General features: G+C 69.6%; 15 protein-coding genes and 1 pseudogene. 5 read left to right on the top strand and 11 right to left on the bottom strand.

The window, feature by feature from the left end; all coding sequences use genetic code 11:
- Positions 1–144 precede the first annotated feature (144 nt).
- From IEZ05_RS37135 to IEZ05_RS27140, 3 genes and pseudogenes are all read right to left on the bottom strand, one after another.
- Positions 145–249: pseudogene (locus IEZ05_RS37135) on the bottom strand (DoxX family protein); the annotation flags it as partial.
- 51 nt (positions 250–300) lie between these two features.
- On the bottom strand, positions 301–588 hold the full coding sequence (locus IEZ05_RS27145; RefSeq protein ID WP_189232882.1) for a DUF6355 family natural product biosynthesis protein: 288 nt from the start codon (positions 586–588) through the stop codon (positions 301–303).
- A 246-nt stretch (positions 589–834) separates the two neighbouring features.
- The gene (locus IEZ05_RS27140) at positions 835–1,479 is read right to left on the bottom strand and encodes a dihydrofolate reductase family protein (protein WP_189232881.1); all 645 of its coding nucleotides are present in this window, start codon (positions 1,477–1,479) and stop codon (positions 835–837) included.
- Positions 1,480–1,757: 278 nt separating this feature from the next.
- Here IEZ05_RS27140 and IEZ05_RS27135 point away from each other — a divergent pair, with 278 nt between their 5' ends.
- Positions 1,758–2,627, top strand: a complete 870-nt coding sequence (locus IEZ05_RS27135) for an alpha/beta fold hydrolase (RefSeq protein ID WP_189232880.1) — start codon at positions 1,758–1,760, stop codon at positions 2,625–2,627.
- 12 nt (positions 2,628–2,639) lie between these two features.
- On the opposite strand, the gene IEZ05_RS27130 is transcribed toward IEZ05_RS27135, so the two are convergent.
- Both IEZ05_RS27130 and IEZ05_RS27125 read right to left on the bottom strand, forming a co-directional pair.
- Positions 2,640–3,230, bottom strand: a complete 591-nt coding sequence (locus tag IEZ05_RS27130) for a DUF1214 domain-containing protein (RefSeq protein ID WP_229869880.1) — start codon at positions 3,228–3,230, stop codon at positions 2,640–2,642.
- Positions 3,231–3,452: 222 nt separating this feature from the next.
- Positions 3,453–4,040 carry a TetR/AcrR family transcriptional regulator gene (locus tag IEZ05_RS27125; RefSeq protein ID WP_189232878.1) on the bottom strand — a complete coding sequence of 196 codons (588 nt, stop codon included), beginning with the start codon at positions 4,038–4,040 and terminating at the stop codon, positions 3,453–3,455.
- Between the two features lie 107 nt (positions 4,041–4,147).
- On the opposite strand from IEZ05_RS27125, the gene IEZ05_RS27120 reads away from it, so the two are divergent.
- Positions 4,148–5,293 (top strand): FAD-dependent oxidoreductase, encoded by a 1,146-nt coding sequence (locus IEZ05_RS27120; protein ID WP_229869879.1) that lies wholly within the window; start codon positions 4,148–4,150, stop codon positions 5,291–5,293.
- A gap of 155 nt (positions 5,294–5,448) precedes the next feature.
- On the opposite strand, the gene IEZ05_RS27115 is transcribed toward IEZ05_RS27120, so the two are convergent.
- Both IEZ05_RS27115 and IEZ05_RS27110 read right to left on the bottom strand, forming a co-directional pair.
- On the bottom strand, positions 5,449–5,712 hold the full coding sequence (locus tag IEZ05_RS27115) for a helix-turn-helix domain-containing protein (RefSeq protein ID WP_189232876.1): 264 nt from the start codon (positions 5,710–5,712) through the stop codon (positions 5,449–5,451).
- On the bottom strand, positions 5,712–6,197 hold the full coding sequence (locus IEZ05_RS27110; RefSeq protein ID WP_189232875.1) for a DUF2975 domain-containing protein: 486 nt from the start codon (positions 6,195–6,197) through the stop codon (positions 5,712–5,714). Before IEZ05_RS27110 ends, IEZ05_RS27115 begins: the two co-directional genes overlap by 1 nt.
- A gap of 269 nt (positions 6,198–6,466) precedes the next feature.
- Between IEZ05_RS27110 and IEZ05_RS27105 the strand changes: the two genes are divergently transcribed.
- Positions 6,467–6,652, top strand: a complete 186-nt coding sequence (locus IEZ05_RS27105) for a hypothetical protein (protein ID WP_189232874.1) — start codon at positions 6,467–6,469, stop codon at positions 6,650–6,652.
- A gap of 271 nt (positions 6,653–6,923) precedes the next feature.
- On the opposite strand, the gene IEZ05_RS27100 is transcribed toward IEZ05_RS27105, so the two are convergent.
- Positions 6,924–7,679, bottom strand: coding sequence for an SDR family NAD(P)-dependent oxidoreductase (locus tag IEZ05_RS27100; RefSeq protein ID WP_189232873.1), 756 nt, complete (start codon positions 7,677–7,679; stop codon positions 6,924–6,926).
- A 127-nt stretch (positions 7,680–7,806) separates the two neighbouring features.
- On the opposite strand from IEZ05_RS27100, the gene IEZ05_RS27095 reads away from it, so the two are divergent.
- Complete coding sequence (locus IEZ05_RS27095) at positions 7,807–8,241, top strand: Rrf2 family transcriptional regulator (RefSeq protein WP_189232872.1); 435 nt, start codon at positions 7,807–7,809, stop codon at positions 8,239–8,241.
- A 126-nt stretch (positions 8,242–8,367) separates the two neighbouring features.
- Here the strand turns inward: IEZ05_RS27095 and IEZ05_RS27090 are convergent, their stop codons facing one another.
- The 3 genes from IEZ05_RS27090 to IEZ05_RS27080 form a co-directional block, all read right to left on the bottom strand.
- Positions 8,368–8,763 (bottom strand): hypothetical protein, encoded by a 396-nt coding sequence (locus IEZ05_RS27090; RefSeq protein WP_189232871.1) that lies wholly within the window; start codon positions 8,761–8,763, stop codon positions 8,368–8,370.
- Between the two features lie 192 nt (positions 8,764–8,955).
- On the bottom strand, positions 8,956–9,912 hold the full coding sequence (locus IEZ05_RS27085) for a hypothetical protein (protein ID WP_189232870.1): 957 nt from the start codon (positions 9,910–9,912) through the stop codon (positions 8,956–8,958).
- Positions 9,913–10,736: 824 nt separating this feature from the next.
- The gene (locus IEZ05_RS27080) at positions 10,737–12,020 is read right to left on the bottom strand and encodes an MFS transporter (RefSeq protein WP_189232869.1); all 1,284 of its coding nucleotides are present in this window, start codon (positions 12,018–12,020) and stop codon (positions 10,737–10,739) included.
- A 419-nt stretch (positions 12,021–12,439) separates the two neighbouring features.
- Between IEZ05_RS27080 and IEZ05_RS27075 the strand changes: the two genes are divergently transcribed.
- Positions 12,440–13,459, top strand: a complete 1,020-nt coding sequence (locus tag IEZ05_RS27075) for a FecCD family ABC transporter permease (protein WP_308426961.1) — start codon at positions 12,440–12,442, stop codon at positions 13,457–13,459.

The following is a 13,459-nucleotide window of genomic DNA, read 5'->3' as shown; positions in this document are numbered from 1 at the left end:
CGCGGGTCAGCGCTTGATCTCGCCCTCAGCGCGGATCTCGCATCGGCTTCTGATACGTGAGACCACCCTGGGCGACCCACCCCGAGGTCTACCGGGGCGGGCTGCTCCGGTCACCGTGGGACGGTTGGCCCTGAAGTCGCCTCCACCGGTCAGACGGAAGGCGATCGCGCCCGTCTGCAGGAGCACGAAGCCCAAGGCCGCGGCCGGTGGCAGCGAAGGGACGATTGCGGTCAGCGGCGGCAGGATCAGTGGTTCACCTTCACCCCCACCGAGCGGCCGCCGCTGTCCTTACTGCTCAGTTCAGCATGTGCGGCCGGTGTACCACGCGCCGTCGACATCGGAACTGGACCCCAGCCAGGTCACGCCCGGTCCCACACACCGCTCGCTGTTCGGCCCCCAGTCATCGATCTCGATGACGATGTGCGAGCCGTCCGAGGTGCAGTGGTTGTAGTAGGCGTCGGAGGCGGTCGCGAAGAAACCGCAGGGATCCGCTGCGGCCGGACCGGCGCTCAGGGCGACCGTGCCGGCGGAGGCGAGACAGAGAGCGAGTGAACCGAGGGCCGCGGTCGCGATACGACGAATGCGCAAGGAGAGCTCCTACCAGTAGAGGATCGGCAGTCCGAACCACCGGCCGGCTGCCGATCCGTTGTCGAGGCCCTCAGGCTTCCAGTCCAGGGCAGCCGCTCTGATCGCCGTTGGCACCATTCACCCGGCGAATCGATTCACTTCTGCCTCGATCAGTTGAATCTGGTCAATTCGCCCCACGAGCTGCCTCGGGCCCTCCCCCTGACCGGCCCCCTCAGAGTCACAGTCTTAACTCGAGGGGGCCTCGCCTCACCTGCGCCAGAACAGGTGGTGCGTCACGCCGCTAGGACTGGGCACAACCTCCAGGTGGAACCGGTCGAGCAGTTCTTCGGGGGACTCCCAGAGCCGCAGTCCGGACCCGAGCTTCATCGGTGAGACCGCTACATGCAGGGTGTCGACGAGGCCGGCGTCGAGGAACTCCCGGATGGTGGTGACCCCGCCGCCGAGTCGGACGTCCTTGCCTTGCGCCGCTTCCCGCGCACGTTCGAGGACCGTGGCCGGGTCACCGTCGACGAAGTGGAACGTGGTGTCGGAGAGCGTGAACGACGGACGCGTGTGGTGGGTCATGACGAACACCGGAGTGCGGAACGGGGGCTCCTCCCCCCACCAGCCGCGCCATTCATGGTTCTGCCAGGGTCCTCGCTGGGGGCCGAACTTGTTGCGGCCCATGATCTCGGCACCGATGTCGCGGGCGAAGTCTCGTGTGAAGTAGTCGTCCAGCCCTCTGCTCCCTCCGGGGTCCGTGCGCATGGGCCAGCTGGCCGTGGCGCCGGCCCAGGCGAACAGCCTTTCAGGATGGTCGAAGCCGAACGGTCGCTCGAGGCTCTGGTCCTCACCGGCACCGATTCCGTCACTCGAGACGTTGAAGTTCATCACTCTCAGTAGTTGAGTCACGTTTGTCCTCCTCAGGTCCTGTTGCTTCATAGTGCGGCGATGTGCCGCACATCATCACGTCGAACGGGACGTGGCCGGATCGACAGCGGCCCGCAACTTTTCTCCGGGCCGCGCCCTTTCGGCCTAGTACGCCTGCAGTGAGGGAGTGGTGTGCACGGTTCCTCGCGGGGCAGGAGGAAGGCTGTGTCGCTTCGGCACCCGCCGGCGAGGAGGGGCGCAGCCTGTCGGCCCGGTGGTTGCCCTGGGGTGGTCCGTCAACGAGGGCGGGAGGTCGGGCCTTGTTCGAGGACTTCGAGGCCAAGCGGATCGAGGTCGACGAAGCGTCGATTTTCGTTCGCTGCGGCGGGGAGGGGCCGCCGGTGGTACTGCTGCACGGCCACCCCCGGACATCGGCGACCTGGCATCGTGTCGCCCCGCTCCTCGTCCGGCACGGGTTCACCGTGGTCTGTCCCGATCTCCGGGGGTACGGCCGGTCCACCGGTCCGGTGCCTACCGCGGACCACACCGGGTACTCCAAGCGGGCAGTCGCCGGTGACGTGGTCAAGGTGATGCGGCAACTGGGCCATGCCCGGTTCGCACTCGCCGGGCACGACCGCGGAGGCGCTGTCGCGCTGCGTCTCGCGCTCGATCATCCTGACGCGGTCTCGCGGGTGGCGCTGATCGACTGTCTGCCTCTCACCGAACACCTGTCCCGCATCACGACCGAGTTCGCCACGCAGTGGTGGCACTGGTTCTTCTTCGCCCAGCCGGACATCCCCGAGCGGGTCATCTCTGCCGACCCGGACAGCTGGTACCGCGGCGATCCGCAGACGATGGGTCAGGAGAACTACGACGAATGGCGTGCGGCCACGAGGAACCCCGACGTGGTGCGGGCGATGCTGGAGGACTACCGGGCCGGCCTCACCGTCGACCGGCGGCACGAGGAGGACGACCGAGCCGCTGGAACACGGATCCGGTGCCCGGCACTGATCCTGTGGTCGCTGCGGGACGACCTCGAGGACCTGTACGGGGACCCGGTGACGATCTGGCGCCAGTGGGCACCGGACGTGCGCGGTCACGGCATCGACTCCGGGCACCACGTGGCGGAAGAGGCTCCGGAAGCGCTCGCGTCCTCCCTGGCGCGCTTCCTCGCCGGGCGCTCTGAATAGGGACAGCCGCGGTCACCGACGCGAACGGCCCGCCGCGCGGCCCCGGGCTCCCGTACGGCCTCCGCGGCGGCCCCGACGAGCAGCAGGGCGGCGACACCTTGCGCTCCCGCGCCCCCCTCGGTGCGGATGCGGGACGTTTCCGTGCTGCTGCTCGAAGTCGCCGGGCTTCCAGGAGCCGTCGAAGGCTGCCTGCTGGGGGCCGTGGATGCGGAAGTAGGCGAACCAGCCCCGTCCCGGGACGGTCTGGATCCAGCGCCCGCCAGCGCCGTCCGGCTCTTGGGGTCCGAACCACAGGTCCACGTGGTCGGACCCCTCCGGCTCCAACGCCTCGAACAGCGAGCGCAGCGCTGCCCGGTCCTGGTCGGCGACGACTTCGGAGCGGGTTTGCACGTCGTGGGCGGTGACGGACCAGAAGAGCGAGTAGGGGACGGGCGGGGGGACGCGCAGCCGGCAGGTCCGGCCGCCGTCCAGGTACGCCCCGGTGGCGTCGCGCAGCCCGAGCCAGTACAGCGAGCCCGCGCCGACGCCGCGGCGGAACATCGCCGGGCAGGCCACCACGCCGGAGGCCCGAACGCCGACATCGGCGTGTGCGACATCCAGCACGACCTGTCGCCCCCTTGTAGACGGTTCCAGCCGCCATGCTTCAGAGCGTACGAATACGAAGGTGACCACGCCTTCGATGTCCGGTACATCTGTCGCTGCTGTCATGCTTCCGCCGACCGGCGGGAGCGGGACCCGCAGGAGCGGGCAGAGGGTGGGTCAGTCGTTGGCGCCGGGCCGGTCCAGGGCAGCAGCTCCGCGCGGTCGAGAACGGCCGCCGCTGTGTCAGTCGAGCGTTGCCGCGATGGCCGGTGCGAGCAGGTCTGCGATCTCCTCCGGAGACGGGTGTGTCAGGGAGGGGATGCGCAGGATGTAGCGGCCCAGGGCCAGGCCGAGGAGCTGTGAGGTCACCAGTGCCGCCCGTGCTGGTGCTCCTTGCGGGCCGATGACTGGGGCGAGCGCCGGGCCTACCTGGCCCTCGAAGATGGCACGCATGCGCGCGGCCGCGTGGTCGGCCGTCACTGCGGACCGGAGCAGCACCAGCAGAGTGTCGCCCGCCGGAGCCCCTTCCCAGCGGTCGAGGAATGTCAGGACCAGCGTGCGCGGCAGCTGTTCGCGCGGCACGGCCGTGAGGTCGGGCAGGTGCAGGTCGACGGTGAGCGCGGCCTCGAAGAGGCGTTCCTTGCTGCCGTAGTAACGCATCACCATCGACGGGTCGATGTTCGCGTCCGCGGCGACGGCGCGGATGGTGGTGCGGTCGTAGCCCTGCTCCGCGAAGCGCCGCCTGGCCGCGTCCAGGATCGCCGCCCGGGTGCGGTTCGAGCGGCGCGCAGCGCCCTCGGTCTCGGGCGATGTCTCCCTGTTCCCAGTCATGCCAACAACTGTAGGCCAACAGGTGTTGACATGCCATTGCCGCGGGTCCATTCTCAATGCCAACAGTTGTTTGCCAACGACTGTTGGCAAAGGATCGGAGGCAAGCCGTGAACGCCACCGCACAGCCCGCCGCTCTCCCCGCCCGAACCCGGGTGGCCATCGTCGGCGCCGGCCCCACCGGCCTGGCCCTCGCGCTCACCCTCGCCACCGAGGGCGTCGATTTCGTGCTGCTGGACCGGCTCGCCGAGGGCGCCAACACCTCCCGCGCCGCTGTCGTCCACGCCCGCACCCTTGAGGTGCTCGACGAGTTGGGTGTGGCCGCCCCGCTGGTCGAAAAGGGCCTGAAGATCGAGCAGTTCGCGGTCCGTGACGGAGCCAGGAAGCTGCTCGCCGTCCCCTTCGGTGCGCTGCCGACCGCATACCCGTACACCTTGATGCTCGAGCAGTACAAGACCGAGGCCCTGCTGCTCGCCCGCCTTCGCGAGCTCGGCGGTGATGTGCACCGGCCGTACGAGGTCGAGTCCCTCGCTCAGGACGCGGACGGTGTCACCCTCACCTTGTCCGGCGGGCGGACTCTGCGCGCCGACTACGCGGTCGGTGCCGACGGGATGCACAGCGCGGTGCGCGAGGCGGCCGGTATCGGCTTCAGTGGCAGTGCGTACGAGGAGTCCTTCGTACTGGCGGACGTCGAGATGGACTGGGCGCCGGGGCCGAACGAGGTCTCGCTGACGTTCGGCACGGCCGGTCTGACCGTCGTCGCGCCGCTGCCCGGCGGCCATTACCGCGTCGTCGCCACCGTCGCCGAGGCCCCGGCGGAGCCGGAACTCGCGTTCGTGCAGCGACTGCTCGACGAACGTCTGCCGGACCAGGCGCGGGCACACCGGGTGATCTGGTCCTCGCGATTCCGCATCCACCACCGGGTGGCGGACTCCTACCGCGCGGGCCGGCTGCTGCTCGCCGGGGACGCCGCGCATGTGCACAGCCCGGCCGGCGGGCAGGGCATGAACACCGGCATCCAGGACGGCGTCGCCCTCGGGCGCGCCATCGCGGCGGGACAGGTCGAAGAGTACGAGGGGCGGCGACGGCCGATCGCGGCCGAGGTCGTCGCGTTCACCGACCGGATGACCAAGATCGCCACCACCCGGAACCCGATTCTGCGAGCCGTCCGCAACGCGGTACTCCCGCGAATGGGGAGGATCCCGGCCGTTCGCGACAAGCTGGCGCGCCGGCTCGCCGAGCTGGACTACCGGTGACCCCCACTCATGCCGGAGCTGGTGGTCCCCGTGGTTTGTGCACGGTAGGCGGCGAGGGTTCTGGGCCGGCAGGCCGCGTGGGGCGGTACGACACCTGGCCCCACGGACGACCGGCCGGCTGTGGCCGGACGTGCGGCTGGTGCCTGTCGTGCCGATCAGTGCCCGGCTGCCGACGGCGTCCTCTGGGACAGCGCTGCTGCGTCTTCTTGGCCACCCTCGGCCTCCCAGCGCAGCAGGTCGCCCGGCTGGCATTCGAGCACCTCGCAGAGCGCGGCGAGCGTCGCGAAGCGTACGGCCTTGGCACGGCCGTTCTTGAGGACTGCCAGGTTGGTGGGCGTGATCCCTACGCGCTCCGCGAGTTCGCCCACGGACATCTTGCGTCTGGCCAGCATCACGTCGATGTCCACCGCGATCGGCATCAGATCACCTCGGCCAGCTCGGCCTGCATCTGTGCCGCTTCGACGTCGCGTGCGACGGCCTGGGCGAGCAGCATCCGCAGCACGTGCACGATCAGTGCGACTCCCAAGATGGCCACGCCGATCCCTCCCATGATGACGGTCACGCCCGGGTCGTCCCGCTGGCCCGGTGCGTTGAGGGCGGTGACCGTGAACCACAGGAGGGCAGCCGCCACGATCGCACCGATCATCCCGTTCACGTACCGGAAGGCGGCGTGGGAGAAGACGGTTCCGCGTCGCACCATCGTCACCAGCCGCCATACGCAGACCAGGGAGACTTGGGCGGACACCATGCCCAGGATCGTGATCACCCGCAGCGGCGTCAGGGGGAGTGTTCCGGCCTCCGGGTCGGCGGCCAGTGCCCACACCATCGACACCTGTACGAACGCGGTGCCGGCGAGCACCACGACGAGCACGGCGCGCAGCACCTTCACGGTCAGCTGTCTCACGACCCACCCCTTCCGACAACGACTTACGATGAAAATCTATCGACTATCGATAGGTTGAGCAAGTGGGCGATGGACGGGCGCCAACTACGGAATGGCACCGTGCCGAGCTCGGCTGCGCCCACCGGCGACGGGGGAGCCGCCACAAGACGTGCAGGTCGGTAGCACGGCCGTCCCGGCCGGAACGCCTGCCCGGGCAGGGGGGAGTGATCTCCGGGCCCGTATGCTGCGCCAGTCCGGTGAATCGTCCGCTGAAAGAAAACCGCCCCACCGTGTTCCAGCAGACCCCCGTCTACGACCGCCTGGTCGCCGAGCGCGGCGACATCCCCGTCCAGGTCCGTGGTGAAGCCGACCGGATACACCGCGACCTGGCCCAGGTGCTGCGGCCGGCGTCCCCCTCCCAGCCGAGTGCGCCACGGAACGTCTTCGAGCCCAAGGGCCTTCCCGGCACCCTGTAATCGTCGCGTAGGCGCCGGCGAGCCCGGGCCACCGCACCCGGGTGTCGCGGTGCCATCGGTGAAGCGATCCGACTGGGGAGTCGGATCGCTGGACGGTGACGAAGCGGCCGGCCGCTGACGAGGTCCCTCGGCCAGCGGAGTTCGCGGCGGCTGAAGTCGTGTCCGACGGCGGCCAGGCCGACGAAGGTGCTGTACTCGTTGGCCGCGAGGTCGTCCAGCAGCTCAGCCTGGCGTTCCAGGAACCCGTCCTCCGCCGGTCGGGGACTTCCGTTCAGGCGTTGTAGCCACCGTGGGCGTCCAACACCGCGCCCGTGACGTACGACGCGGCCGGGCTCGCCAGAAAGCCGATCGCCGCGGCGATCTCCTCGGGGTGACCCATGCGTTGCATGGACAGCGAGCTGAGCAGGACCTTGAGGGTCTCGGGGTCCGGCCCTTCCATGCCGCCCTCCATCAGTCCGGCTTCCACGACGTTGGCCGTGATGTCCCGGGGCCCGAGGTCCCGTGCGACCCCCATGGTGTACCTCTCGATCCCGGACTTGGTCGCCGAGTAGTCGGCAAGGCCCGGGGCACCGACCCGGGAGCCCAGTCCGGAACTCACCGTGATGATGCGGCCGCCCGTGCGCATTACTCGGGAGGCGGCCCGGATGACGGCGATCACGCCGAGGTAGTTGGTGGCGTGCATCCGGTCCAGTGCGGCAGTGTCGGCGTCCGGGTCGTCCACCGTGCGGCCCTGCTCCACCGAGATCGCCGCGTTGTTGACGAGGATGTCCAGGCCGCCGAAGTGCGCGACCACGTCGTCGATCAGCGCCGGCGCCCGACTCGTGTCCGCCTGGTCGGACTTGAAGGCGAGGGCCTTCGCTCCCTTGCCGTGCACCTCGTCGACGACAGCCTGCGCCTGCCTCTCGGAGCTGACGTAGGTGAAGGCGACGTCGGCGCCCTCCTCGGCCAGCAGTCGTACGGTCGCGGCTCCCAGTCCGCGCGACCCTCCGGTGACCAGGGCGACCTTGCCCGTGAGTGGCTTGCTCATACTTCCCACCTCGTTGATTTGCCCTTTCGGCAGTCGTAACGCTAGCTGTTACGACACTCTGTCGCAACCCTCGCTGTTACGACTGTGCTGTCGTAACATAAAGCGTTGCGGCCGAGAGGAGGGGTTCATGAGTGCCAACAGCAGGTTGACCATCGCCGCCCACGCGCTGGCCTGGATCGGCCTCTACCAGCGCCAGGGCCACGAGATCGCCACCTCCGAACAGATCGCGACCAGCGCGAACACCAATCCCGTGGTGATCAGGCGGCTGCTCGGCGAGCTGCGCAGGGCCGGACTCGTGGAGTCCCGGCGGGGCGTGGGCGCGGGCTGGTCGCTGGCGCGCGAGCTGGGGTCGATCACCCTGCTCGACGTGTACGAGGCAGTGGAACCCGGCCCGCTGTTCGCGATGCACCGCGCCACCCCGGACCAGGGCTGCGTGGTGGGCTACGGCATCCAGCCGGCGATGCGGGGCATCTACGAGGGCATCGAGGAGACCCTGAGACGCGAGCTGGCCCGCGTCACGCTCGAGAACGTACTCCGGGACGTACTCGCGGCACCTCGCTAGCCTCCCCGCTTACGCCCTGACGTCACCGAGATCCCCATCGGAGCCCGGACTGTTCGCCGATCTCCACGCGGTCGGCGAACTCGACTGGTCCCGCGGGTGCGTGGACGGAAATGAGTGCTGCTCCCCTCACGGGCAGGGAAGCGTGACGGTGTTGCTCCACAGGACACCCGTGGGGTCTCGGTCGGGCCTGCTGTCGGTTGCCGAGATGTGAAGCGGAAGACCGGAAAGGCACGGGATGCTCTGACGCATGTGGAGCTCGCCTCCGGAATCCGAGGTCTGTTGGAAGGTTCGCTGGCTGAGTGCGTCGTCGACCACCCTGACGGTGACGGTGGTGTCGCCGACGAAGCGGACACCGTCGATCAGGAAGACAGCGGAATCACCGGCTCCTTCCGTCCGCACCGTGATCTGAGGTTTCGTGATCGGCGGGGGCGGTGGCTCGACCGGAGGATGCTGAGGCTCACCTACGATGTGCAAGCTGTCGAGCAACGCGATGAGTTGGCGCGTGGAGATCGGTGCGAGCATATCGAGGCGCCTCACGAGTTGACGCACATTCCCGTCAGACCTGTACTGAGGCAGTACGCCTCGGTCACGGGCACTGTGAATCGCCTGCCGTAGTTCTGGCATGATCGGATGCCTCACTGCTTCGAATCGGTACATGTCCGGGGCTTCGAGCGCCACCCGCTGCGACGGCACTCGAAGCCGGGATCCGGGGTGTCACCCCAGGCCGACGAGGACCAGGACCATTCCGGTCCCGGAAACCAAAGGCGTAAGGGCTTTCCCGAGGACGGCGCCGAATGCCGCGTCACGATCGGTCGCCACCATGGTGTGTCCAGGAGTCGGGGAGGTCGTCAGGAGGTCGCCGACGTGAATCGGCCTCGACGACGCGTCGGCACGGGACCAGACCTTGCCGGTGACGGCAACTGCTTGACGGACAGTGCCCGCTCGGCCGGCTCCGGGCTCCCGGCGGTCCAGGACGAGTGCCGGAACGCGGTCACCCGCGCCTGACACCACGCCCGCCACACGCCTGTCGTATGCATCCGCGCATGGTGTCAGCGCACCCTCGTCGTCGAAGGTGACCACCGTGCCCGGACCGAGCCGGTCGGTGCCGGTGCCCTGAACGGCCACGTCGAACTGCTCGGCCACGTCTCCCCCCGTCAGCACGAGGTCACCGGTGACCTCGACGTTTCCCTCGAAGAAGCCGGCGAGGCGGCCTCCCCGGCCGTGCACGCCGACACCTTGGGCGCTGAAGCCGATCGTCCCGGTACCAGCGCCCTTGTGCTCGCCCCAGACGCCGCTACCGCCGGTCGTGCTCTCCGATGACCCGTGCACCCCTACCCAGCTCTTGGATTTCCCGGCCGTGCCGGCGCCGTTGTCAGCCTCACCGAGCACGCCGATACCCTCCGAGCCACTGTGCTTGCCGTACACGGCGGGGTTGAAGCGGCCCGACGTCTCGCCTACCACCCCGGCTCCGCCGGAGGCACCGGCTCCGTAGACCCCGGCGCCTCCGATCTCGCTGGAACTCACGCCCTCGACACCATGCCAGCGGGCGCCCTTGCCTTGAACGCCTACGGCGTCTCCCCGCCCCCCGACTCCCACGGTTCGTTCGCCCGGCGTGGCGGTTCCGGTGATCGCCACGCTGTCGTTGCCTGTCACACTCTCGTTGATGGCCATTCCGGTACTCCGTTTCCGCAGGCCCGGTCAGGCATGATCGGACCCTGCATGAGGACGGGTCCTGCCACGTGTACGTGGCTGAATCTCAAGGGGGAAGGTGAGGAACCTCTTCTTCAACTCTCGTACGCCGACCAGGTACATGCAACCCGGGACGAAGGCGCCATGCGCGGGAGGGTGGTACTGTCCGGTGCCGTTCTGGTGATCGCCCTCATAGGTCGAGCGCAGGCGTCGGAATCCATGCATCCGGGCGATCGTGCGCTCTGCCACCCGGCGGAAATCGCCCAACCCGGAGCCGTGTTCCGCGCCGCATCCGGCCATTACCGGGCGGAGGCCGCGTTCCCACGGGCGACAGTACTTGTCGTGGACGAGCGGGAACTCGAGGTTGCGGAGAGGCCGACGCTCGGCAGATCCACCAAGTAGGCCTGAGCGGCGTCGAGGTGGCTACGGGTCCGCTCCTTCGCCTGGCCATCTCAACCGGCAATGAACTGCGTGAGGGGCGGATCCTGCGGTCATCTTCCGCAGTGGCGCTGCGAATCTCAAGGGCCTGGGATGAATGCCGCTACGTCTTCGCGGAACGGTCGAGCTGCTGACCGATGTGCTCGGCGGTGGGGTCGCGGTGCCGGGGCAGCACGCCGGCCGGTACGGGTGTACGCGAGTGCGCGGTGCGAAGCGTGGCGTGGCCGGCAGCGCGCGCAACCCGGCCCGGGCGCCGGTACAGGGCGACGTCACCGATGACCCGGCTGCGGCGACCACCAGGGCGTCGCAGGTGCCGTCGTCGCAAGCCCACAGGTGGTCCCACCGGGGGGTGTTGCTCGCCGTGGCAGTCAGGGGGTGTCGCTGCGGGCGGGGGCCCGGGAGAAGGTTCGGGCGCTCGGGACGAGGGCGGCGGCAGCCGGTGCTGCGAAGCAGATGACCGCGCAGCCCGCGAGGACCGCTGTGGTGCCGAAAGTGTCGACGGCGGGGGCGATGACGGTGAGACCCACCGGCGCGAGGCCGTAGGAGAGCAGGAAGTCCAGGGAGGAGACCCGGGCCAGTTTGTCCGGGGCGACCTCGCGCTGGGCGGCGGTGAACCACGGCACGTTGAACAGTTCGATGCCGATGCCCGCGACCGCGTAGGCGGCCATCACGAAGGCCGGGTGCACGGGGAACACGAGGCTGAGCGGGGCGAAGCCGTAGGAGGCCAGGCCCGCCAGGGCGACCCGGCCGGGGGAGCGGGGGTGCCAGCGGGCCATGAGGAGTGCACCGCCCAGTGCTCCCGCGGTGTAGGCGGTCATCGCACCCGCGAGCACGACCTCGGTCCCGTACTCGTCCCTGCTGACCAGGGGAAGGGCGACGCCGGTCGCGGAGTAGCCGGTGGCTATCACGGCCGTCAGCGCGCCCAGGCCGGCAAGAAACCACGGGTGTCTGCGGGCCTCGCGGACACCTTCGGCGAACTCGGCCGCAAAGGACGCCCTGCGCGTCCCCGCCGAGGGCTCCGACGTGTCTTCCGCAGTCCCCGGCCTTGCGCCGCGTCCGGGAACGCAGGCGGCGACCAGCCAGAGCAGCCCGATGCCCACCAGCAGTGCCCAGATGTCCAGGAAGGCGGCGAGCAGCGCGGCCAGGGAGGGGCCCACGAGCGTGGTGACCCGGACCGACAGGGTCATGGCGGCATTGGCCTGCTGCCTGCGGCCGACGTCGACCACCTCGGCGGCGAGGGCCTGGAAGGCGGGTCGGCAGGCGCCTTGGCCCGCTCCGGCCACGGCGGCGGCCGCCGCCATCAGCAGCACCGACCGGTCCAGCCCCGCGGCGATCACAGGGGCCGCGGTTCCGGCGGCGAGCCCGGCCCACAGCACGACGCCCCGGCGAGAGTGCCGGTCGGCCAGCACCCCGGCCACGGGCACCGCGGCGAGGAACCCGACGGTGCGCGCCGCGAGCAGCAGGCCGAGGTCGGTCGCTGCCAGGGTCCGGTCGAAGACGGCGAGGCCGAGGACGAAGGGCAGGGCCCAGGTGGCCAGGCCCGATGCGGTGGCGCCCGTCCAGAGGCGGAGAAAGGCCAGGTCGAACAGGATCGGATGCTGCTTGAGGCGCGGAGACTTGGCGGCGGTGGGAGGGGCGGAGGGGGTGGGCACGGGGGCACACTCCTGTCCTGTTGGGGCGACGGATCGGATACGCACCGGCTGCAACGTCCCTGCCGGACGGTGAGGTTGAGCGACGGGACCGGCCTGGCACACGGCGGACAGCGCGGCGCCGGCAACACACTACCGTAGTGATAATCGTTTCCATTAGAGTGCCATCGGTCGTCGCATCGAGGGCGGTGCCGTGATCCTGTGTCACCTGCCGGCTGGGGCTGTCTGCTCGGTCGGGGCGCATGCTAGGTTCCACATATGAACATGATTGTCATTAGCGAGCGAAGGTGAAGGTGCCGCGCATGCGTCTGCCCTCGGTCTCCGTGTCCTCGGCCGACGGCGGCACGGTCGGCCCGGCCGAGGCGTCAGCGTCCCGGCCCGCGGTGGCTGTTCGGGGCCGGCTCGCGCCCCGGGGAGTGCTGCTGCTCAGCTGTGCGGTGCTGGCCGCCGTCCTGCTCGTGTCCGTCGTCGTCGCCATCGGACTGGGCCCCGCGGCCGTCGCACCGGGGGAGACCGCCCGTCACCTGTGGGCGGCTCTCAGTGGAGGGCGCATCGCTGCGGACGACGTGACGACATATCAGATCATCTGGCAGATCCGTACGCCGCGCGTGCTGTTGGCGGCACTGGTGGGCGCCGGGCTGAGCGCGGTCGGAGCGGCGATCCAGGCCATGGTGCGCAACGCGCTGGCCGACCCCTTCGTACTCGGTGTCTCCTCGGGCGCCTCCGTAGGTGCCGTCGGCGTGACGGTCACCGGAGGGCTGGCCGCTCTCGGCCTCTATGCCGTCTCCGTCGGCGCCTTCGCCGGCGCTCTCGTCGCCTCGCTCCTGGTGTACGCCGCTTCCTCCAGCAGGGGCGTGCTGTCCCCGCCACGCCTCGTGCTGACGGGCGTGGCCATGTCGCTGGGTTTTCAGGCTGTCATGAGCCTGATTATCTACTTCGCGCCGGACAGCGAGGCGACGAGCATGGTCCTGTACTGGACGATGGGCAGTTTCGGTGCCGCGACCTGGGGTGTGTTGCCCGTCGTCTCCGCTGTGGTGATGGCCGGACTCGGGGTCCTGTACGGGTACGGGCGGACACTGGACGTTCTCTCCCTCGGCGACGAGACCGCCGCGAGCCTGGGCTTCGACCCCGACCGGAACCGCAGGGTGCTGCTGGTGCTCGTCTCGCTCGTCACGGGCGTCATGGTCGCCGTCAGCGGCGCCATCGCCTTCGTCGGACTCGTCATGCCGCACGTGGTGCGGATGGTCGTCGGAGCCACGCACGCCCGCGTGCTCGCCGTGGCCCCACTGGTCGGAGCGATCTTCATGGTGTGGGTCGATCTGGCGGCGCGCACGCTGGTCGCCCCGCGCGAACTGCCGCTCGGGGTCATCACCGCGCTCGTGGGAGTGCCCGTCTTCATCGCCCTGATGCGCCGCCGGGGCTACACCTTCGGAGGGCGCTGA

Origin of the sequence: Streptomyces flaveolus (genome assembly GCF_014648815.1) — a bacterium.
In the GTDB taxonomy this organism is placed as follows: domain Bacteria; phylum Actinomycetota; class Actinomycetes; order Streptomycetales; family Streptomycetaceae; genus Streptomyces; species Streptomyces flaveolus.
Note: the sequence above shows the minus strand (reverse complement) of the source record. Positions and strands in the feature narration are given on the sequence as shown.